The following is a 20,695-nucleotide window of genomic DNA, read 5'->3' as shown; positions in this document are numbered from 1 at the left end:
GAGATCATGCAGTTGAACCCCTCTGAAATCAGCGATCTGATCAAGGCCAAGATCCAGAATCTGGCTGAAGGCGCTGAAGTTCGCACCAAGGGCACGGTTATCTCCGTGACCGACGGTATCGTCCGCATCCACGGCCTGGCCGATGTGATGCAGGGCGAAATGCTCGAATTCCCGGGCAACACCTTTGGCCTCGCCATGAACCTGGAGCGCGACTCGGTCGGCGCCGTGGTGCTGGGCGAGTACGAGCACATCTCCGAAGGCGACGAAGTCAAGTGCACCGGCCGCATTCTGGAAGTGCCGGTCGGTCCGGAGCTGATTGGCCGCGTGGTCAACGCCCTGGGTCAGCCGATCGACGGCAAGGGTCCGATCAACGCCAAGAAATCGTCCCCGATCGAAAAGATCGCTCCGGGCGTGATCGCGCGTCAATCGGTATCGCAGCCGATGCAAACCGGCCTGAAGTCCATCGACTCCATGGTTCCGGTTGGCCGCGGCCAGCGTGAGCTGATCATTGGCGACCGCCAGACCGGCAAGACCGCCGTGGCGCTGGACGCCATCATCAACCAGAAGGGCAATGGCGTCATCTGCATCTACGTAGCCGTAGGTCAGAAGGCTTCCTCCATCGCCAACGTGGTTCGCAAGCTGGAAGAGCACGGCGCGATGGGTCACACCATCATCGTGGCCGCCACCGCTTCCGAAGCCGCCGCCCTGCAGTTCATCGCCCCGTACTCCGGCTGCGCGATGGGCGAATACTTCCGCGACATCGGCGAAGACGCGCTGATCGTATACGACGACCTGTCCAAGCAAGCCGTCGCCTACCGTCAGATCTCGCTGCTGCTGCGCCGTCCGCCGGGCCGCGAAGCCTACCCGGGCGACGTGTTCTATCTCCACTCCCGTCTGCTGGAGCGCGCCGCGCGCATCAACGAAGACGAAGTGGAAAAGCTGACTGGCGGCGCCGTGAAGGGCAAAACCGGTTCGCTGACCGCTCTGCCTATCATCGAAACCCAGGCCGGCGACGTTTCCGCGTTCGTTCCGACCAACGTGATTTCGATTACCGACGGCCAGATCTTCCTGGAAACCGACCTGTTCAACGCGGGCATCCGTCCGGCCATCAACGCTGGTATCTCGGTATCGCGCGTGGGCGGCGCCGCTCAGACCAAGGTGATCAAGAAGCTCGGCGGCGGTATCCGTCTGGCGCTGGCTCAGTACCGCGAGTTGGCTGCGTTCGCGCAGTTCGCCTCCGACCTGGACGAAGCCACCCGCAAGCAGCTGTCCCACGGTGAAGTGGTGACCGAACTGATGAAGCAGAAGCAGTTCTCCACCCTGTCGACCGCGGAAATGGCGCTGACCCTGTGGGCGGTGAACAAGGGCAGCTACGAAGACGTTCCGGTGAAGAAGGCCCTGGCTTTCGAAGCCGAGTTCCTGGCCAACGTGCGTGCCAACCACGCCGAAGTGCTGCAGGCCGTGAACGCCTCCGGTGATCTGTCTGCCGACAACGAGAAGGTACTGGCCAAGGCGATGGAATCGTTCAAGGCCGGCTACAGCTTCAACTGAGCCTTCGACTCACGTCGTAGCTAGAGAAAGGTTCAGGATATGGCAGTCGGTAAAGAGATTCTCACCAAGATCCGAAGCGTGCAGAACACGCAGAAGATCACCCGCGCTATGCAGATGGTGTCGACCTCGAAGATGCGCAAAACGCAAGAGCGTATGCGCGCTGCCCGTCCTTACGCCGAGAAGGTGCGCACAGTAATGGCGCACCTCGCTCAGGCGAACGCGGAACTTGGTCACCCGCTGCTTGCCCGTCGCGAGACGATCAAGCGCGCCGGCATCATCCTGGTTTCCTCCGACAAGGGCCTGTGCGGCGGCTTGAACGTGAACTCGTTCAAGCGCTTCTTCGCCAAGGTCAAGGAACTGCAGGACGAGGGCGTCGAAGTCGACGTCTGCTGCCTGGGCCAGAAAGGCCTGGGAGCTGCCCAGCGCGCCCGTCTGAACGTGGTGGCAAGCGCGGTTCATCTCGGCGATGTGCCGAAGATGGAAAAACTGATTGGCCCGCTTACGGTTCTGTTCAAGCAGTACGCCGAAGGCGAACTGGATGCGGTCTACATCGTGTACTCCGGCTTCGTGAATACCATGAAGCAGGAGCCGGCACTTGAACAGCTGCTTCCGCTGACCCCGCACCACATGGTGGTGGAGCATTCGCACTCGTGGGATTACCTGTACGAGCCGGATGCCCCGACGCTGATGGAATTCCTGGTGCGCCGTTATCTGGAATCGGTGGTGTATCAGGCTCTGGCCGAGAACATGGCTTCCGAGCAGGCCGCGCGGATGGTGGCGATGAAAGCCGCCACCGACAACGCAGGCAACACCATCAAGCAGCTGCGCCTGGTGTACAACAAGGCGCGTCAAGCGGCGATTACGACCGAGCTGTCGGAAATCGTGGCCGGCGCCGCCGCGGTGTAGCCCACTTGCGGAACACAAAGTTTATTTTTAGGAAGCGATAATGAGCCAAGGCAAAATCGTACAAATCATTGGCGCGGTGATCGACGTGGAATTTCCGCGCGACGCCATGCCGAAGGTTTATGATGCCCTGAAGCTGGTGGACGCCGACCTGACGCTGGAAGTTCAGCAACAGCTGGGCGACGGCGTGGTCCGTACCATTGCGATGGGCAGCTCCGACGGTCTGAAGCGTGGCATGGCCGTAGCCAACACCGGCGCACCGATTTCGGTGCCGGTTGGCGCCGCCACCCTCGGCCGCATCATGGACGTACTGGGCAACCCGGTTGACGAAGCTGGCCCGGTGGCTACCGACGCACGTCGCGCCATCCACCAGCCGGCCCCGAAGTTCGACGAACTGTCCGCAGCCTCCGACATCCTGGAAACCGGCATCAAGGTGATCGACCTGCTGTGCCCGTTCGCCAAGGGCGGCAAGGTGGGTCTGTTCGGCGGCGCCGGTGTGGGCAAGACCGTGAACATGATGGAGTTGATCAACAACATCGCCAAGGCCCACTCGGGTCTGTCGGTGTTCGCCGGCGTGGGTGAGCGTACCCGTGAAGGCAACGACTTCTACCACGAAATGAAGGACTCCAACGTCCTGGACAAAGTGGCGATGGTTTACGGTCAGATGAACGAGCCGCCGGGCAACCGTCTGCGCGTGGCCCTGACCGGCCTGACCATGGCGGAGCACTTCCGCGACGAGAAGGACGAAAACGGCAAGGGCCGCGACGTTCTGCTGTTCGTGGACAACATCTACCGCTACACCCTGGCCGGTACCGAAGTGTCCGCTCTGCTGGGCCGTATGCCGTCCGCCGTGGGCTACCAGCCGACGCTGGCCGAGGAAATGGGCCGTCTGCAAGAACGCATCACCTCGACCAAGGATGGTTCCATTACCTCCATCCAGGCCGTATACGTCCCTGCGGATGACTTGACCGACCCGTCCCCGGCGACCACCTTCGCCCACTTGGACGCTACCGTGGTACTGTCGCGCGACATCGCCTCGCTGGGTATCTACCCGGCCGTGGACCCGCTCGACTCCACCTCGCGCCAGCTGGATCCGCTGGTGGTTGGCGACGAGCACTACTCGGTTGCCCGCGGCGTGCAGTCCACCCTGCAGCGCTACAAGGAACTGCGCGACATCATCGCGATTCTGGGTATGGACGAACTGTCCGAGGAAGACAAACTGGTCGTGGCTCGCGCCCGTAAGATCCAGCGCTTCCTGTCCCAGCCGTTCCACGTGGCTGAAGTATTTACCGGTTCCCCGGGCAAATACGTGCCGCTGCGCGAAACCATCAAGGGCTTCAAGGCCATTCTCGCTGGCGAATACGACCACCTGCCGGAACAAGCGTTCTACATGGTTGGTTCGATCGAAGAAGCTGCCGAGAAAGCCAAGACCCTTAACTAAGGAGAGGGCGGATGTCCAAGATGCGTGTCGAAGTGGTTAGCACCGAGCAGCTCATCTTCTCCGGCGAGGCGGAATTCGTCGTCGCGCCGGCTACCGAAGGCGAGATCGGCGTCTACCCGCAACACGTGCCGCTCCTGACCCGTATCAAGCCCGGCGTGCTTCGTCTGAAGGTGCCGGGCGCCAAGGAAGAAGTACTGGTGGCGGTGTCCGGCGGCATGATGGAAGTGCAGCCGAGCCTGATCACCGTGCTCGCCGATACGGCGATCCGCGGCGAGGATCTCGATGAGGCCCGCGCCAATGAGGCGAAACGCGCTGCCGAGGATGCCCTCAAGCGCGCGACCGACGACCTGAGCACGGCCAAAGCCCACGCCGCACTGGCGGTGGCGATTGCCGAACTCAAGACGCTGGACTACCTCAAGAAGCGCGCTCACTGATTGCGTGAGACGTAATCGTGTATAGTGCTAGGCTGCCACGCAAGTGGCAGCCTTTTTCCGTTCTGGTGAAGCAAAAAGATCATGGATAGTCTGAGTATCGTCATTCTGGCTGCCGGCAAAGGCAAGCGCATGTATTCCTCCCAGCCCAAAGTCCTGCACCCGATCGGCGGCGAGCCGATGCTGGCGCGGGTGATCCGCACCGCGCGCGGCTTGAACCCGTCGCGCCTGGTGGTGGTGTACGGCCACGGCGGCGAGCAGGTGCGCGCCAGAATCCAGGATGCCGACATCGTGTGGGCCGAGCAGGCGGAGCAGCTGGGCACCGGGCACGCGCTGAAGATGGCGCTGCCGCACCTGCCGGCGGACGGCAAGACGCTGGTGCTGTACGGCGACGTGCCGCTGACCAAGGTCTCCACGCTGCAGCGGCTGGAACAGGCCGCCGGCGACGGCATGGCGGTGCTGACCGACGTGCTGGCCGACGCCAGCGGCTATGGCCGCATGCTGCGCGGCGCCGACGGCAAGCTGAAAGCCATCGTTGAGCACAAGGACTGCACGCCGGAACAGTTGAATATCCGTGAGATCAACACCGGCATGATGGCGCTGCCGAATGCCCGCCTGGCAGGGTGGCTGAGCGCGCTGAACAACGGCAACGCCCAGGGCGAATACTATCTGACCGACGTGCTGGCGCTGGCGGTGAAGGACGGCGTGGTGGTGGAAAGCGCCAGCGTCGACGCCAGCTGGGAAGCCGCCGGCGTCAACAACAAGCTGCAACTCTCGGAGTTGGAGCGCATTCTGCAAGCCAACCAGGCGCGCGCGCTGCTGGAAGCCGGCGTCACGCTGGCCGATCCGGCGCGCATCGACATCCGCGGCGAGCTCAAGCATGGCATGGACGTCAGCATCGACGTCGGCTGCGTGTTCGAGGGCGCGGTGGAGTTGGGCGACAACGTGGAAATCGGCGCGTACTGCGTGTTGAAGAACGTGAAGATCGCCGCCGGCAGCCGGATCGCGCCGTTCTCGCATCTGGAAGACGCGGTGGTGGGCGAGGAATGCCGGGTCGGCCCGTACGCGCGCCTGCGTCCGGGCGCGGAGTTGGCCGGACATGTGCACATCGGCAACTTCGTCGAGGTGAAGAAGAGCAAGATCGGCGACGGCTCCAAGGTCAACCACCTGAGCTATATCGGCGACGCCGAGATCGGCCGCAAGGTCAACGTCGGCGCAGGTTCGGTCACCTGCAACTACGATGGCGTCAACAAGTTCAAGACCCTGATCGGCGACAACGTCTTCGTCGGTTCGGGCACGCTGATGGTGGCGCCGGTGCGGCTGGAGCGCGATTCCACGATCGGCGCCGGCTCGGTGATCAGCAAGGACACCCCGGCTGGCGAACTGACCGTGGCGCGCGCGCGCCAGGTGACGGTGCCGGGCTGGAAGCGGCCGCAGAAAAAGAGTTGATGCCCTGCTGGCGGCGGATGCCGCCTCAGCGTCTTGGCCGCAACGCCCTGTTTTCCGAGAAGAAAACAGGGCGTTGTCGTTTGGCCTGGCCGCGCAGGCGGGCTCAGCGCGATGGCAGCAGCGTCTCCCACTGCGGCAGGCGGTGCTTGCGTCGCCCGTAAGCATAATAAAGCGCCATGGCCAGACCGAAGAGCGCGCCGACGAGCAGCGCGATCAAGGGCAGCGCCAGGCCATGGGGCCGCGGCCACGACAAAATTTGGCCAAACAACCCTATCAGCGCGGCCCAGGCCAGCGCGAAAAAAACGCCCGCTAGGGCGGCGGCCTGCCAGAACGGCAGGAAATGAGGCGGCGGGCAGTCTGCCCGCAAGCGCCATAGCAAGCGGAACAGCGGCGGCGCGTAGTTTGCTTTGCTCATTCCGGTCTGGGCCAGCACTTGCAGAGCTCGCTCCCGGCGCGGAGGCATGGAGGAGGCGGTTGAGCTTGGCATGGCAATGTTCCCTTTTTCCATTGGGCGGCGATGAGCCTGCTTCCGATCTTGGCATGATAAGTGAATTTTTCTGTGACGGAAGCGCATTCAAGAAGCCGTATCCCTGCATCTGGAGCCAGCGGGCATCTTGCCTTTCATTTCCAGTGCCGTTATCATCAATAAACTTTCGAAACGAAACTTTAGATGACAAAACGAAACACTCAGCAGCGCCGCCATGCCATTGCCGCGCTGGTGCAGGAACGGGGCGAAGTCAGCGTGGAAGAGCTGACCCAGCGCTTCGCCACGTCGGAAGTCACCATCCGCAAAGACCTGGCCTTGCTGGAAACCGGCGGCCTGTTGCTGCGCCGCTACGGCGGCGCGGTGTCGCTGCCCAGCGAGATGGCGGCGGAGCCGGATGTCGGACAAGTTTCGAAACGAAAGCAGGCGATCGCCCGCGCGGCGGCGGAAAGGCTGCGCGACCACAACCGCGTCATCATCGACAGCGGCACCACCACCAGCGCGATGATTCCGCTGCTGGGCGGCAAACGCGGCCTGGTGGTGATGACCAACTCGCTGAACGTGGCTGGGCAACTGCGCGAGCTGGAGAACGAACCCATCCTGCTGATGACCGGCGGCACCTGGGACCCGCATTCGGAGTCGTTCCAGGGCCAGATCGCCGAGCAGGCGCTGCGCTCTTACGACTTCGACCAATTGTTCATCGGCGCCGACGGCATCGACCTGGAGCGCGGCACCACCACCTTCAACGAGCTGGTCGGCCTGTCCCGCGTGATGGCCGATGTGGCGCGCGAGGTGATCGTGATGGTGGAGTCGGAAAAGATCGGCCGCCGCATTCCCAATCTGGAATTGCCGTGGGACAAGATCCACACCCTGGTCACCGACGACGCGCTGGGCCAGGATGCCAGAGACAAGATTCAAGCGAAGGGCGTGACGCTGATTTGCGCGCCCGCAGTTCAAGACAGCAGTGCAAGGAGAAAATAATGTGCGGCATCGTTGGCGCCATCGCCAAGCGTAATATCGTTCCCATCCTGGTGGATGGCCTGAAGCGTCTGGAATACCGCGGCTATGATTCCGCCGGCGTGGCCGTGCTGGCCGGCGACGAAATCCGCCGCGTGCGTCGCGTCGGCCGCGTGGCCGAGATGGAAAGCGCGGCCGCCGAGGAAAGCCTGCAAGGCCAGCTCGGCATCGGCCACACCCGCTGGGCCACCCACGGCGGCGTGACCGAATACAACGCCCATCCGCACATCTCTTTCGGCAAGATCGCGGTGGTGCACAACGGCATCATCGAGAATCACGAACAGCAGCGCCAGCGCCTGAAGGACTTGGGCTACGCCTTCGAATCGCAAACCGACACCGAAGTGATTGCCCACCTGGTGCATCACTATTACCAGGCCGGCGACAGCCTGTTCGACGCAGTGAAGAAAGCGACCCGCGAGCTGACCGGCGCCTACGCGATCGGCGTCATCGCGCTGGACCGTCCGGACGAACTGGTGTGCGCCCGCATGGGTTGCCCGCTGCTGGTGGGCCTGGGCGACGGCGAAAACTTCATCGCCTCCGACGTCTCCGCCATCTTGTCGGCCACCCGCCGCGTGATCTTCCTGGAAGAGGGCGACATCGGCCACCTCACCCGCGACGGCGTCAAGCTGATGGACAAGCACGACCAGGCCATCGAGCGCCCGGTGCATCTGTCCGACGTGTCGTTGGCCTCGCTGGAATTGGGCCCGTACAGCCACTTCATGCAGAAGGAAATCCACGAGCAGCCCAAGGCGCTGGCCGACACCATCGAGGCGGTGCAGGACGCCGGCTTCAACCCCGAGCTGTTCGGCGAGTCCGCCGCCGCCATCCTGCCGCAGCTGGAAGGCGTGAAGATCCTGGCCTGCGGCACCAGCTACTACGCCGGCATGACCGCCAAGTACTGGATCGAAAGCATCGCCGGCCTGCCGTGCGACGTGGAAATCGCCAGCGAATACCGCTACCGCGACGCCTTCGCCAATCCCAAGCACCTGATCGTCACCATCTCCCAGTCCGGCGAAACGCTGGATACCATGGAGGCGCTGAAGTACGCCAAGGAGCTGGGCCACCAGTACGCGCTGTCCATCTGCAATGTGCGCGAATCGGCCATCCCGCGCGCCAGCGACCTGGTGTTCTACACCCGCGCCGGCGCCGAAATCGGCGTGGCCTCCACCAAGGCCTTCACCACCCAGCTGGTGGGCCTGTTCGCGCTGGCCGTCACCCTGGGCAAGACCCGCGGCCGCGTGTCGGCCGAGGCGGAGGCGCAATATCTGGACGAACTGCGCCACCTGCCGGGCAGCGTCCAGCACGCGCTGAACCTGGAGCCGCAGATCAAGGCCTGGTCCGAGCGCTTCGCCGCCAAGGACGACGCGCTGTTCCTCGGCCGCGGCCTGCATTACCCGATCGCGCTGGAAGGCGCGCTCAAGCTGAAGGAAATCTCCTATATCCACGCCGAAGCCTATCCGGCCGGCGAGCTGAAGCACGGCCCGCTGGCGCTGGTGGACGAGAACATGCCGGTGGTGGTGATCGCCCCCAACGACGCGCTGCTGGAGAAGGTGAAGTCGAACATGCAGGAAGTGCGCGCCCGCGGCGGCGAGCTGTTCGTGTTCGCGGACGCCGACAGCCATTTCAGCGAGTCCGACGGCGTGCACGTGATCCGCACCCCGCGCCACGTCGGCATCCTCAGCCCCATCGTCCACACCATCCCGGTGCAGATGCTGGCCTACCATGTCGCGCTGTCGCGCGGCACCGACGTGGACAAGCCGCGGAACCTGGCAAAATCGGTCACAGTGGAGTGATTGACGCCTGATGGGGTGACTCATGAGGAATTGCAAATATGTTTGCACCGTGACAAATATATCTGCACTATTGCAAATATGTTTGCACTCCATGTCCGGCTGAAGGATGTGTTGATCGTGGTACTGTGCCCCCAGGACTGCTTGGGGGCATGGTCGTTTCAGCAGTCTTGAAGTTTTTTGAAGCAAGGTTTTTCGTGAGTTCCAAGTGTGTCACTTGTTCCCCTCCAGCAAACACCCCGCTAATCACGCTCGATGCAGAAGCCTGCTTGGTGATGCCTTACTTGACAGATGAGACGATCATCTCGATGGTGGCCCGCTATCATATCCAGAGTGGTAACCCCACGATAGATCGTACGTTGAATACGCTGTTTGATACGAAGCAGATTACGCTTAATCATTGGATTCCTCGCCATTTGGATCGGTTGGCCGAGTTCATGCCAGGACAGACGGATCTTTTGCTTGAAGGGTTCTTGCAGAACAACACGCTATTTCCACTGCTGAATTTGTTCCTTGGTCAGAAGGGTGAGTCTGCGTATTTGATGCAGCAATCCTTGCCAAAGAGAGCGTTTGCTGGGGCTGGGGCAGTGAGGGTTTGTCTGGCTTGCGTGGACGATGATGAACTGACGCATGGCACTCCTTATGTTCATCTGTCCCACCAAATTCCTGGGGTTTACACCTGTACCAAGCACCAAGTCTGGCTGATTGATCGCTGTCCAAATTGTAGACAGCCTCTGTCTCGGGATGGCAGCTTGCCCTTGGGTTTATGGCGAGAGTGTATTTGTGGGTATTCCCTGTCTGCATTTGATCCCGAGATAGTGCGGAGCCGTCAGAGGATAGAATTGAGCTATGCATCCTTCTGTGCAGATTTACTTGGTTCCAGTGCTTCGCCGATCCCTGCGGACGTGCTTAGGGAGATGTACCGATCACGGGCGGTAGAAATGACGGGGGGGCGCAAGAGTTTGCTTGACCGCCTCGTGTTTCAGGGGATGATCCATGAGTTCTATGGCTCAGTATTCCTGGCTAAGCTGGACAAGGATTTTAGTCTTGGGGATTTCGCCAAAAGTTATCATTGGCAGAGTCTTTCGACCGTCAAGGAAGTCCCTTTGATTCGGCATTTGGCGTTAGCCCATTTTCTGTTTCAGTCCATTCGGGACTTCAAGGAGGTCCGTGCGGCAGCAGAGGTACGTTGTGCAGAACAGAGGAGAAAAGAGGGTGAGCTTCAACAGCCTTTGGATAAGTCAACCAAGCTGTTCGAGGAGATGCTTGCGGTAGCAAGAGAAATCCCCAAGTGCACACTCGAAAAACTGTGGGAACAGCACTACGGCTTGACCAAGCGTTTTATCAAACGATTCCCTGACCGTCTTAACGAGTTGCTCCGTGCTGCGAGTAGGAAGCCACCAGTGGCCAAGCCGGCTCAAATGCGTCCATTGCTGGCACAGGAAGATCAAGAGTGGGCAGATCAGTTCAGGAAAGCAGCCTCTACGCTTTATCAACATGCTGATGAGCGGCCAGAGCGTGTAAGTCGTAATCGAATCATGATAGAAGCGGGTTGGAAACGTCCTTACCCAACTGCGGAACTCAGTCCAAAGACATGGAAAGCCCTTGAGGAGTCCCTCGAGTCTGATTGGCATTACCATGCCCGGCGCTATGTATGGGCCGTGCTTGTTTTTCGACTGGAGCAAGGGGTTTCTCGCATTACAAAAGCATCTGGGCTTGATAATCTGCGAATCAAAGAGCTGCGCCTCTTTTTCAGTGAAGTGACACATTGGCCCTTGCTTAAACCGGGGGTCATTGTGGAATTCCTGGAAAATTTTGGAATTACGCGACAGTGGATAGGGCCCTGTCCTGACAAGCAATTTCCTCAGCTTGGGCGTAGATACCAGCGTAAGTTACGGGAGTCCGGCCAAGCGGCGAAGTAACCAGTCTGGGGGCTTGGCACCCATTTCTTTTTGATACAGCTCGCGGTACCAATTCAATCGTCGCTGTTGGAAGACTGGTACCGACTCAAGATTCTCTTCCAGATAGATTCGGGTGAGGGGGAGTTTATCCAGTTGTTTACAGAGCCAGTCAGGGTGCTCGATGAGCTCGGCTAAGGCTGGGAGACTAATTCGCTGAGGCTTTCCCGGAGTAGACTGCAGAGTCAGGGTTGCTGTCTGTAGGGCCGCCACCATCGTATTGTCACGGGCCTGCCAATCTACGATTTGTCTTCCTTTTCTCTTGGCCTGGGGCAGCGTAGATTTGAAACGTTCCAACCAAATCTGATCATGACGCGTGAGCCAGACACAGGCAGCAGGCGCCTGCTGACTTAGTTGTTGCCATGTTGCGGTTCGGTGTTGATGCCGAAGGTGCCTTATATAGGTACGTTCAGCCAGTCTTAGCCTTGCCAGCATTCTCTGCTGGCGAAGTGCTTGGGTTGTCGGATTGGCTGCAAGCAGGCGGTATAGGGTGGATAGGGAGGTGTGATGGGCTTTGCTTATGTCGATGAGCATCCGTGGCTCTATGAGAGCGGCCAGTAGTCGACGACATGTTTTGGTGTCAAGTTGCTTTGGACGTTTTTTGACTGGAATGTGGAGCCTCTGGGCGAGGGTAATCACGGTGTGTGGGCTGAGACCCAAGCGATCAGCTGCTTGTCGGAGCGATATTGGCTCTTCCTCAAGCAAGTGGGATAGTTGCGTCAGTCGTTCATCATGACAGGGTGTTTTGGTGGCCGCTGCATTGTTGATCCGGGTCGGGGGCGTGGGATCCAGTACCAAGAAGGCATCGATATTCGGTGCCAGAAAGCCCATCAAGAGCAAATGTTTCAACGGATGATGGGCGACGCGTTGATGCCGGCATAAGGTTGCCAGCCAGTGTTCTCCACTCTGCTGAAGATCACTCAGTAAGCGATCAAATGGAGGCAGGTCGCGAAGGGGGCGCCAGTAGGCGACTACCGCGCCCGAAAGGGCTCGTTGGTCGATATAGGCTGGTTGCTTGGCTAAGCCCATTTGAAGCAGCCAGGCAGCGTAGTGCCAGCGGAGCGAGGTATAAATAGGAGGAGCCGAGATTCTCAACAGTTCAGCGCTCATCACCGCAATCTGGTTCAGTCGCTCTTGCACTGGCCCGGAGCTTTTTGACACCATGGGGAAACATTGTTTTCCGAGGTCATCTGGCAAGGGCAGACGATGGGGGTGGCGGCGTAATGACTGGGGGAGCAATCCCAAAAGTGGTCGTTGGTGTTGAGCACAAACTAGGACGCCTGGTAATTGGGTATCTCTGTACCAGGTTGCCACGCCCAGACTGGCGAGGTCCTGTTCGGCGCAGGTTGGACAGAAGGCCAAGCGATTGGATCCGCCGAGTCGGCTTGGTACCAAGCCTAGCGAGAGTTTGCATCCTCCCGCGTTCACTCCTGCCATGGAGGCCAGTACTTGGGCGTAGGTGGCTGGTGCGACGAAGCGCCTGAAGTAGGGTAAGGCGGTGTGAGCCTCGATCAACTCTTCGGTGCCTCCAGGATATTCCAGCTTTGTTGTCATCCATTGCAAATGGCTTGGCAAAAGGCTGGCCGGCTTGGCATAGCGCGTGCCGAACAAGGCCTGCAGAGTATCTTGAAAGCGGAGAAGGCCGGCTAGCCTGTGATAACGGGCCGCGATCCCAATAATGGATTCACCGCGACTGAATGTGGGCAGCACGGGGTCACCACTTACTCATCTGGAACATCTTGTACCAGACTCGGTAAGTCCGCATTTAATTGACCTGTCTTTTGGAGAAATTCGAAAGGGGAGGTCTGTGTCGCGGCGTGGCGCAAGTCGTCAATGTCATTTAGATGGGTGCGGCGGCGAGTTTTCTTTGTCTTCGATGGCGAGGTGAGGGAGGCTGGCGTATGTTCAGGGGGCCCAAACAGGTTATCGAGCTCATTTTCCAGATGATTGATATTGGGTATTTGCGTGTTTTTCAGCTCCTCGAGATAGCGATCTGGTGGAAGCAGGTCCTCGAAGGCAAACAGCGACTCGATGGTGTTCTTACGTAAAGCATTTATCGCCGGGTGGAGCAGGGTCAATGACTCATCATAAGTTGCTTGAATAGCGGCCTCGGTAAGAGTTTCGGAGCCATCTTCCATAACCCGCTGCTGAGCCAGTTTGAACAGGATCACCAGGAAGTCGGTGACCCCTTGAGTCAGATCGAACAACCTATCCAGCATGGGGGATGTGAGTGGCGTGAAGGTGTGCAGCCACTGATAGTGCCAAATACGCTCCACCAGCTTGTCCCATTCGGCATCTCGGCGCATCGGGCGCCTGAAATCGAGCAGGCCTGATTCTGATGCTCGACGAGCGTCTTTCATTTCACTCTTGAACAGGTTGACGGCCTTATATGTGCCTACCAACACGATCGGGACTTTCAGCATGTCGCGCAGATTTTGGATGAAGTCCAGCAAGCGTTCCGTTCCACCAGACTTCGCCGTGCTTAAGCGCTGGATTTCATCGATGATTAGAACCCCCAGGAAATACGTTGCGGCATGTTGCCGCATCTTGGCTTCCGCTTCGTCAGTGGTCACGCGTGAGCGTGAGTACATCTCCTCGTATTCGTTGGTTTCCAGCGCGCGGTCGAGTTGGCGGGCAAATTCTCGACAGAAAGCGAGAATCGAGCCATTTTTGGGGCAGGTAATTTTCAGCCAAACCAATTGCTTGATAGGCAGGGGTTTGTTGCGCCAGCGCTGGTGCTGAATGAGCTGTTGAGGGTAGATTCGCAACACGGCATCAATCGCCGTGGTTTTTCCCATGCCACTGAGTCCGACTACCACGGCTTCGGAGTCGGTTGCTGTCAGATGTCGGTGCAACAAAGGAGGAGGGGTATTTGCCTGGGCTTTGTACACCGATTGCCAGGTTTCAGGCTTGCAGGGGTTGCGTAGAACATAACCCGTTCGGATGAGCCGGGAAATAGTTCGTTCCAGTTGATAAAATGAGGGTCGTGGTGCGACGATGTGTTTCAAACGCCCTAATAGATGCCAGCGTTCCTCGACAGTAAAGGACTTTTCCTCGAGTTCAAAAGGCGGTCGGTACATCATGTGTAGTGCGGCTTGACGGAGACCCAGGATTGGCGGTAGCGCTTCGATCAGCGGGTTGTCCTGATATTCTTGAATGCGTTGCCGAAGGTATGTGGGCGAATGGTCTTGGGTTTTCATGGGACTTACCAAATGTCTTCAAGCGGGTCGGGTATGATCGAGGTGACTGGCGTTTGAGTCGCGCTAGGCTGGGTAGAAATGGTGCGATAGGATTCGACGTCTTGGCGTAGGCGTTCGGCGCGGCCTGCTTCTTTCTCGAAGGCGCGATGGCTGGTGATGGATGCAGTCATCTTTGCTTTGCTTAGGCCTTGTCGGGCATCTTTGGCGGCAGTCTGAGCTTGTTGGACGATATTGTCGCATTCGGCGTCTAGTCGAGCATTGATTTGCCGATGAGCATTCTGTTTTTTCTCCGCAGCATAGTTCAGAATTTGAATCTGATCCCAGAGTTCTTCTTGCCGTGCTTGCGCATAACTCAGCTCATGCTCGACTAGGTAGCAGGCCTCCCAGCACCGTTCTTCTTTGTTCTTGATCCAGATTTGCTTCGGGGCGTAGGGCAGGTGTCGGATTTCGATCGCGTCGTATTTCCCTTGGGTACGAGTCCGGGCAAATCTCTCCTCCTGGCACAAGCGATCATTGACGTAGTGACGGCCGCCGAAGTAGAGCCCTTGTGGCCTGATTGAGGCAGTCGCTTTGGGTAACAGAGCGGTCCAAATGGTTTGAGGGTCTTCTTGACGGGCTCGCCCCGTCTTGTTGGCAATGCCCCAGTTCCAAACGGCTAATGGGGTCGCATCCAATAGACCTTCTCCCATCATCTCAGGTGGCAGCCGATCTGCCTTGTACCGGGAGTGATTGAACTTCAGAAAGCGCCGAATCAGGATGGCAGTCAGTTCGCGCAGGTTCAGACAGGCATCCAGGGGGTTTCCACGCTTCCGTACTTCACGTTCCCGCTGAATGAGGGCGCCAGGTAGAAATCGAATGGTGCCCGCATTGATCAGGTGAAACTGTTGTTCGATATTTGGCTTCCAGTCACCTCGCCTAACTGCGGCATTCTCCACGTCAATGCGTAATGCTTTCGTTAGTGTATCGGAGGCTTTGCTGCGCATTTCACCGTTATCGCCGAGCAGCTTGTGGGGAAGATGGTGGCATGGCCAATCTTCTGGTGCGATCTCGACGCCAAACGATTTACAGAACTCAACTTTGTCGCTGAACGCATTGAATAGTGCCAATCGAGCACCTTCCCAGCTTGGTCCTTCCAAGCCCAGATGAAAGCCAACGACCATGCCGGAGAAGACGTCGACGATGACGTACAGGACCGGTCGGCCAATGATCCAAGCGCGGTTGAGGACAGACACTAGGTAAATGTCCATGATCGTGGCATCGATTTCGAATCGGGCGCAGGGGCCAAACAGACGATTGCGTGACGAGCCAAGTACGCCTCGGAAGGCCAGATTCCAGGTCGAGGTATCTATCTGCCGCTTCGTCAGGGACAGATCGTAGTCGAGTTGTTGGATCAGGTAGCGAAACTGCCGCAGGGATGGCTTTTCATGCGTGGCAGGCATGATCGGGACGCTTAGCTTGCCGTGCTGCTCGTAACCCTTATTGAAGTGTTTCTTGATTGTTTCCTCATAGGCTTTGGTGATGGTCTTCCCTGGTTGAAGGAATTCCGTGATGCCGGCGATCATGCGTGTTCGTACGGAGGCTGCCGCTATCCCAATTTGATCTGGGTTGTTGTCAAAGAGAACGCGAACGGGTCGACGGCCGCGTTTGCCCATTGTCGGAGTCGGGCGGCGTTCTTCTTTACTACCTTGCGGGCCACACAGGTCATAGCAGGGAAGCAAAGCATTGATTGTGCTGCCGTACGCCCAGTATTGGTAAAGAATGCGCCGGAGCTGACTGGGAGGAACGGCCAGCGTCTTTGCGCGTTGCGCGACGGCAGCTCCTCTGTGCTTTTGCAGATAAATCCAAGGGAGCATCGCGTCGTTCACAAGTGGCTCAATGAACCACCAGGATCTGTCACGGGTAGCCTTGTAGCGCTCCGGCAGTTGGTCATCGTCCAATAGAGCAAATGGGCGCAGAGTCAGTGCTGTGGACTGAATGTGTTGTTCTTCGAGCAACTGCTGCCATGCGCTTAGCCGGAACTCTCGGGGTGCCTTGAGGGGGGATTGAATCGCAATGGCTACCAGAAGATCGTTGGACGGGTCGACCCACAGAATGCGATGCAGACCCTGCAATGGAGGATTGCTTCTGCCTGGCGTTGGTTCGAACAAGCTGTTTTGCAGAAATTGGTCATGCATGACGAATCTCCGGTTTCACATTCATGCCGGGTTCATGTGCTACGCGCGCTTGGAGTGCGGGTGACAAACGGAATGAGGTCGGCTGTGAGAGGGTGATCGGTCTGTGTAAATTCATCATTAGGTGGTGCTGCCATACGCCATGACAGAATAGCTGCTGCGCAGTGCCTTGGTCATCGAGATCAAGTTGATTTGCCAAGGTTGTCAGCAGTTGCGCCAGAGTGAGGTTTGATTGATCCAGTTTGGCGAGATGAGCTAGGAAGCGCGGCAGCAGGACAATGAGTTCAGGTGTTAGGTCACGCGAGCCATAGCTAAGCCATTGCAAGTTGGCGATCACTGTGGGATCGAATGCCTGCTCTGTGACTAATGTCCATGGCACATGGAGCGACTGCCATAAGCGTCGCTCAATTTCGAGTTTCTCAAGCGTGCGAATCCGGCGGCGGCTGTTTTCGGTTAGCCGCGACGAGGGCTTGATGCTGTAGGCGTGATAGCGGTGGTGGCCTTTCCGATCTTGACGCGTCAGCAGAAAATCGGTTGTCATCACTACTCTCTGGGTGGTCTTGCGATCTGTTGGATGACGAATCCCCATGTCTTGGGCAATTTGTATTGTTCGCTCAATGGGTAGCAAGGGAAGCTGTTCTCGGATATCGATGACATCCGGTGCAAAGTCGGAGAGCAAAAAGAACTGTGTTTCCAGATCAGAGAGCAGGTGATGTTCTCTGGGTATCGTATGGCCGGCCGCTCGGGTCTTGCGCCCCTGAGAGGGTACATCTCGGACGGTTAGCCACTGTTCATAATCCAAGCCTTCATTTGGCATGGCAAGAACATGGGCAACTTTCCTTTGTTCATCGATGAGATTGGTAGTGAAAGTCTTCATGGCGATTAAGAGATATCAACTGAAAGCAAACTTGAAAGGGTTGGGCGGTGGTCCAAGGCGTGCTTGTGCAGGTCTATCCCGGCCATCGACTCTGCTCAATGGATGAGTATCATACAAAGTGCGGTGCCAACGCTTTTCCAAAGAGGGTCCAACGGTGCGATTAAATGCTCCATATCGATTTGTGACCGTGCGGCAACCAGTTGACAAGATCAGTCAGCCACATTCAGTCCAAAGTGTGTACGGACTAAAATGACTAACAAAAGTTTTGATGTCGCGATGCGTCGATTTACTTGCTGCGTGGGCTGTCTGTGTTGTTCCGTTTTGCCTAAAATGTAAATGAATTTTTAAAGTAGTTCTCACCCGTGGTTGTAAGTTGCAGGTTGTGGTGATTCGGTGTGAAAAGTGTGGCGAGCCTGTCCCGTAATTGGCGCAGCCGTGCCATTTTACTGATCATCAGTGTCTTCTATCTTTGCTAGTTGAGACTACCGGATGGGTCGCACGAAAGTAATTCAAGGATACCCTTATCTTCTAAAGTATAGCGAGTGCGGCCAATTTTCGCTGGCTGGCTTGGTTAATGGTATGGACGCTCCTTCTCTCCCAGACCCGGTCGCCGGGTGAGATAGTAAGGGTGTGCCACTCACGAGGGCGTCCGCCATGACCATCACAACGATGTTCCTGCAGCCTGTTTTAGGAATTTTCTTATTGGTTCTCAGATTTTTTAGGAGATTTGCCAATATTCCACCTGTATGTCAATTTTTTAGAATCCTCGCATTACTAATTTTCACTCCGTTCTGGAGATGTCGAGCGAGGAAGCTTTCATGTTCACCCCCCCCTTTAATGTTTTGTGTCGAAGCAAAGGCACGATTGCACTGAGTCTGGCGCTTTGCGGCCTTCCCACCTTGTCGGTCGCTGAAGTCGCGTTCGCGCCCAGCATGGCAAGCGACAAGGCGCTGCTGGATACCGCGGACAAATATAGCGGGGTGGTGAGCCAAACCTTGGCGAACACGGCCAAGTCGTTCGGAGAAGGCAATCCGAACCTGTCGCTCAATACTGACGAAGGCAGTCTCTCTCTCAGCCAGAGCGCGCTGGATCTCAAGCGAGAAAGCGACAATGCGGCGCTGTCGTTGGGTTTTGGCTTTGGCCCCACTCCTGGTGTGACGGCGGCAGGCAGCGTCTTGTTGCAGCCGAATGTGGCGTTGGGCGGACGTCTGCATGCCGAATCCAAGCTGACCGATGTGGTCCTGCATGCGGTGGGCGATCTTGGCGACTCCGGCCTGCGTCTGCAAGGCGCGGTCAATTACATGGCGGGCAAGCAGGACTTCGACTTCTACCGCTCCCGAGAAACGGCGCGTCTGTCCCAGCTTGGCTACTACGGCAGTGTCAATTGGTTCAAGCCGGGCGAGTCTGACTTGGGTTGGCATTCGGTGGGGGTCGCGTTGTGGAGCGCCCAGACCAAGAACCACAGCCGATTCGACATGTTGAGCTATGTCGATGAAACCAGCGATGCCTGGGTGTCGACCCAGGACCATCGCCTGATCTCGGCGGGCTCGTTGATCGGCAGCGCGGTGGAAGTGCAATACGCGCCGAGAGAGAACGTGGTGCTCAAAGGTGCTTTCGGTATGGAGCAACTGCGGTTTCCATTCAGCGACGGCAGCCAGGAAACCACGCGCAAGCCCTATCTGGATCTCAAGCTGACCATCGCCGCGGATGAAAAAAACCAATTCGCCTTCAGCGCCAAGACCGGCGCAGCAGAAAAGCGGGTCGAAGTGGAGTGGAAACGGCCGACCTTTGCATTGACAGCCTTTAATGCCAATGGCGTAGAAAAAACTTCTGGCCGCTGGGGCGTCGGCGTGAATGTCGACATTCTGGCGATGCTGGGCCACAAGACGACGCGTAGCCAGGTGTCGTTGGCCTCCAGCTTGCGTCCGCGTCCGCAACTGAACAGTCGCGAGCTGCTGCAAACGGCGATGGCGCGACCCGAGCAATTGCCCTCCACCTTCCTGGCCAAGGTAGACCCGACGGGTCTGAAGCAGACCGTGGTCGAGAAGTCGAGTCTGCCGCCGGGCAGCGAGATGGATGCGCAAGGCAATCTGCGCATACCGGTGGGAGAAGGGCAGGGCCAAGTCTTCGACAGTCAGCGGAACCAAGCAAGCTTCACGGATAGCGTCTACAAAATGGAGGGGAATGTCCTAGTGATAAATATCGCCTCCCTGCCGCATCCGCAAGGGCTGGATCAATACGCTGTGCACGTTCGCGATGGCAACCAGGCCGTCTGGCTCGTGACCTTTGACACCACCAAACAATAATTCAGGCGACATGAAATGAACAAAATTTACCAAGTGAAGTGGTCGGATGTGCAATCGGGCTGGGTGGTGACGTCGGAACTGAGCTCGCGAATCCCCTCTCGTCGACGCACGACCCGCGGTCGTGGTGTGAGTCGGTCGTGGTCTGCCGGTTTGACGGCGCTCAGCCTCATGGTGTTCCAGGCCCTGGCGCCTTCGCAGGCATGGGCGGCGAATCTGCTGCAGAACGTTCAAGTACGCAAAGCGGGTGTGAGCATCAGCCAATTGCAATGGGTCAATGTGCCATTGGAAGTTGGACAAACCCTGAGTGCGGTGTACCAGTTCAGCGCCGAGCTGAATGGCGCGGGGGGGGACCAGTCGCGGTATCTGTATGGTTACCGCGATACGGCGCAACAGGTCGCTGTCGATGGCCTGGCCGTAGAAAAAAGCGGCGAAGTGCCGGGGCGCCTCCTGACCGAGGCGGATATTGGCAAAACGCTGGAATTGTCTGTGTTGGCGCGCAGCCGCCAAATAACAGGCAATGTGCTGACCATCAATACGCGCAGCCTGTCGGAAGATGGCGTGGTGGCGGCGGTGCCGCCACGCATTGCCGATCTGCACATGCAGGGTCGGTTGGAGATCGGCCAGGCGCTGACGGCGAGCTACACCTTCGACGCTAATGGCGGCAATCGCGTTGACGCATCGACCTACGCCTGGGGCGAGAAGGGCCAGACCGATCCGGCCCAGGGCGAGACGGTGGCCAGTTCCGGCCAGGTGCCGGCGCACACCATCGCGCAGGCTGACGCCGGCAAGGTGCTGGAAGTCGGGGTGCAGGCCAAGAACGGCGCCGGCAAGGTGGGTAATGCGCTCAAGCTGGCGACCGATGCGGTGGGCAATGGCTCGGAGGGCGGCGACAACGGCAAGCCGTTGGATCCGCAGGCCAAGCCTATCGTCAAGGAGCTGAAGCTGCAGGGCAAGCTGGAAGTCGGCCAGGACCTGACGGCGCGCTACACCTTCGACGCCAACGGCGGCATGAGCGGCGACAAGTCGACCTATGCCTGGGACGAGAAGGGCAAGACCGACCCGGCCCAGGGCGAGACGGTGGCCAGTTCCGGCCAGGTGCCGGCGCACACCATCGCGC

The 20,695-nt window shown here is 58.5% G+C and carries 15 protein-coding genes; 10 read left to right on the top strand and 5 right to left on the bottom strand.

All coding sequences use genetic code 11. The features are described 5' to 3' along the window. Nucleotides 1-6 precede the first annotated feature (6 nt). The 5 genes from atpA to glmU all read left to right on the top strand — a co-directional run bounded on the left by atpA (nucleotide 7) and on the right by glmU (nucleotide 5,775). Nucleotides 7-1,551, top strand: coding sequence for a F0F1 ATP synthase subunit alpha (gene atpA / locus ACY3GB_RS11840; protein ID WP_463088920.1), 1,545 nt, complete (start codon nucleotides 7-9; stop codon nucleotides 1,549-1,551). 39 nt (nucleotides 1,552-1,590) lie between these two features. Continuing rightward, entirely contained in the window at nucleotides 1,591-2,457 is an 867-nt protein-coding gene (gene atpG, locus ACY3GB_RS11835) for a F0F1 ATP synthase subunit gamma (protein ID WP_021474889.1), read from the top strand. Between the two features lie 40 nt (nucleotides 2,458-2,497). Continuing rightward, entirely contained in the window at nucleotides 2,498-3,895 is a 1,398-nt protein-coding gene (atpD, locus tag ACY3GB_RS11830) for a F0F1 ATP synthase subunit beta (protein WP_463088919.1), read from the top strand. An 11-nt stretch (nucleotides 3,896-3,906) separates the two neighbouring features. Continuing rightward, entirely contained in the window at nucleotides 3,907-4,329 is a 423-nt protein-coding gene (locus ACY3GB_RS11825; RefSeq protein ID WP_166439586.1) for a F0F1 ATP synthase subunit epsilon, read from the top strand. Nucleotides 4,330-4,410: 81 nt separating this feature from the next. Next, nucleotides 4,411-5,775 carry a bifunctional UDP-N-acetylglucosamine diphosphorylase/glucosamine-1-phosphate N-acetyltransferase GlmU gene (glmU, locus tag ACY3GB_RS11820; protein ID WP_463088918.1) on the top strand — a complete coding sequence of 455 codons (1,365 nt, stop codon included), beginning with the start codon at nucleotides 4,411-4,413 and terminating at the stop codon, nucleotides 5,773-5,775. Between the two features lie 103 nt (nucleotides 5,776-5,878). Here glmU and ACY3GB_RS11815 read toward each other — a convergent pair whose 3' ends face one another. Then, a complete protein-coding gene (locus ACY3GB_RS11815; protein WP_463090936.1) occupies nucleotides 5,879-6,238 on the bottom strand; it encodes a DUF6404 family protein in 360 nt (119 codons plus the stop codon). A 207-nt stretch (nucleotides 6,239-6,445) separates the two neighbouring features. On the opposite strand from ACY3GB_RS11815, the gene ACY3GB_RS11810 reads away from it, so the two are divergent. The 3 genes from ACY3GB_RS11810 (at nucleotide 6,446) to ACY3GB_RS11800 (ending at nucleotide 10,988) form a co-directional block, all read left to right on the top strand. Beyond that, the gene (locus ACY3GB_RS11810; protein WP_463088917.1) at nucleotides 6,446-7,240 is read left to right on the top strand and encodes a DeoR/GlpR family DNA-binding transcription regulator; all 795 of its coding nucleotides are present in this window, start codon (nucleotides 6,446-6,448) and stop codon (nucleotides 7,238-7,240) included. Further along, a complete protein-coding gene (glmS, locus tag ACY3GB_RS11805; RefSeq protein ID WP_463088916.1) occupies nucleotides 7,240-9,069 on the top strand; it encodes a glutamine--fructose-6-phosphate transaminase (isomerizing) in 1,830 nt (609 codons plus the stop codon). The genes ACY3GB_RS11810 and glmS overlap by 1 nt, the downstream gene beginning before the upstream one ends. A gap of 272 nt (nucleotides 9,070-9,341) precedes the next feature. Further along, nucleotides 9,342-10,988: a TniQ family protein gene (locus ACY3GB_RS11800; RefSeq protein WP_463088915.1), complete on the top strand. Its 1,647-nt coding sequence runs from the start codon at nucleotides 9,342-9,344 to the stop codon at nucleotides 10,986-10,988. Here ACY3GB_RS11800 and ACY3GB_RS11795 read toward each other — a convergent pair. Genes ACY3GB_RS11795 through ACY3GB_RS11780 form a run of 4 tightly spaced genes read right to left on the bottom strand, consistent with a single transcriptional unit; the run spans nucleotide 10,959 to nucleotide 17,272 of the window. Next, a complete protein-coding gene (locus ACY3GB_RS11795) occupies nucleotides 10,959-12,734 on the bottom strand; it encodes a TnsD family Tn7-like transposition protein (protein WP_463088914.1) in 1,776 nt (591 codons plus the stop codon). The two genes, ACY3GB_RS11800 and ACY3GB_RS11795, sit on opposite strands and share 30 nt — an antisense overlap. 11 nt (nucleotides 12,735-12,745) lie before the next feature. After that, nucleotides 12,746-14,224 carry an ATP-binding protein gene (locus ACY3GB_RS11790; protein ID WP_463088913.1) on the bottom strand — a complete coding sequence of 493 codons (1,479 nt, stop codon included), beginning with the start codon at nucleotides 14,222-14,224 and terminating at the stop codon, nucleotides 12,746-12,748. A gap of 5 nt (nucleotides 14,225-14,229) precedes the next feature. Then, on the bottom strand, nucleotides 14,230-16,398 hold the full coding sequence (locus ACY3GB_RS11785; protein WP_463088912.1) for a hypothetical protein: 2,169 nt from the start codon (nucleotides 16,396-16,398) through the stop codon (nucleotides 14,230-14,232). Continuing rightward, complete coding sequence (locus tag ACY3GB_RS11780) at nucleotides 16,391-17,272, bottom strand: TnsA endonuclease N-terminal domain-containing protein (protein WP_463088911.1); 882 nt, start codon at nucleotides 17,270-17,272, stop codon at nucleotides 16,391-16,393. Before ACY3GB_RS11780 ends, ACY3GB_RS11785 begins: the two co-directional genes overlap by 8 nt. 818 nt (nucleotides 17,273-18,090) lie before the next feature. On the opposite strand from ACY3GB_RS11780, the gene ACY3GB_RS11775 reads away from it, so the two are divergent. Both ACY3GB_RS11775 and ACY3GB_RS11770 read left to right on the top strand, forming a co-directional pair. Further along, on the top strand, nucleotides 18,091-19,578 hold the full coding sequence (locus tag ACY3GB_RS11775) for a hypothetical protein (RefSeq protein WP_463088910.1): 1,488 nt from the start codon (nucleotides 18,091-18,093) through the stop codon (nucleotides 19,576-19,578). Between the two features lie 15 nt (nucleotides 19,579-19,593). Further along, nucleotides 19,594-20,695 (top strand): ESPR-type extended signal peptide-containing protein (locus tag ACY3GB_RS11770; protein ID WP_463088909.1); only part of this gene is annotated, 1,102 nt, incomplete at its 3' end.

This window comes from Chromobacterium sp. Ag138, assembly GCF_055181315.1.
This window is presented reverse-complemented; position numbering and strand designations above follow the sequence as displayed.

Coding starts and splice junctions, on each gene's coding strand:
- atpA (WP_463088920.1), top strand. CDS start 7: ATGCAGTTGAACCCCTCTGAAATCAGCGATCTGATCAAGGCCAAGATC.
- atpG (WP_021474889.1), top strand. CDS start 1,591: ATGGCAGTCGGTAAAGAGATTCTCACCAAGATCCGAAGCGTGCAGAAC.
- atpD (WP_463088919.1), top strand. CDS start 2,498: ATGAGCCAAGGCAAAATCGTACAAATCATTGGCGCGGTGATCGACGTG.
- ACY3GB_RS11825 (WP_166439586.1), top strand. CDS start 3,907: ATGTCCAAGATGCGTGTCGAAGTGGTTAGCACCGAGCAGCTCATCTTC.
- glmU (WP_463088918.1), top strand. CDS start 4,411: ATGGATAGTCTGAGTATCGTCATTCTGGCTGCCGGCAAAGGCAAGCGC.
- ACY3GB_RS11815 (WP_463090936.1), bottom strand. CDS start 6,238: ATGCCTCCGCGCCGGGAGCGAGCTCTGCAAGTGCTGGCCCAGACCGGA.
- ACY3GB_RS11810 (WP_463088917.1), top strand. CDS start 6,446: ATGACAAAACGAAACACTCAGCAGCGCCGCCATGCCATTGCCGCGCTG.
- glmS (WP_463088916.1), top strand. CDS start 7,240: ATGTGCGGCATCGTTGGCGCCATCGCCAAGCGTAATATCGTTCCCATC.
- ACY3GB_RS11800 (WP_463088915.1), top strand. CDS start 9,342: ATGCCTTACTTGACAGATGAGACGATCATCTCGATGGTGGCCCGCTAT.
- ACY3GB_RS11790 (WP_463088913.1), bottom strand. CDS start 14,224: ATGAAAACCCAAGACCATTCGCCCACATACCTTCGGCAACGCATTCAA.
- ACY3GB_RS11785 (WP_463088912.1), bottom strand. CDS start 16,398: ATGCATGACCAATTTCTGCAAAACAGCTTGTTCGAACCAACGCCAGGC.
- ACY3GB_RS11780 (WP_463088911.1), bottom strand. CDS start 17,272: ATGAAGACTTTCACTACCAATCTCATCGATGAACAAAGGAAAGTTGCC.
- ACY3GB_RS11775 (WP_463088910.1), top strand. CDS start 18,091: ATGTTCACCCCCCCCTTTAATGTTTTGTGTCGAAGCAAAGGCACGATT.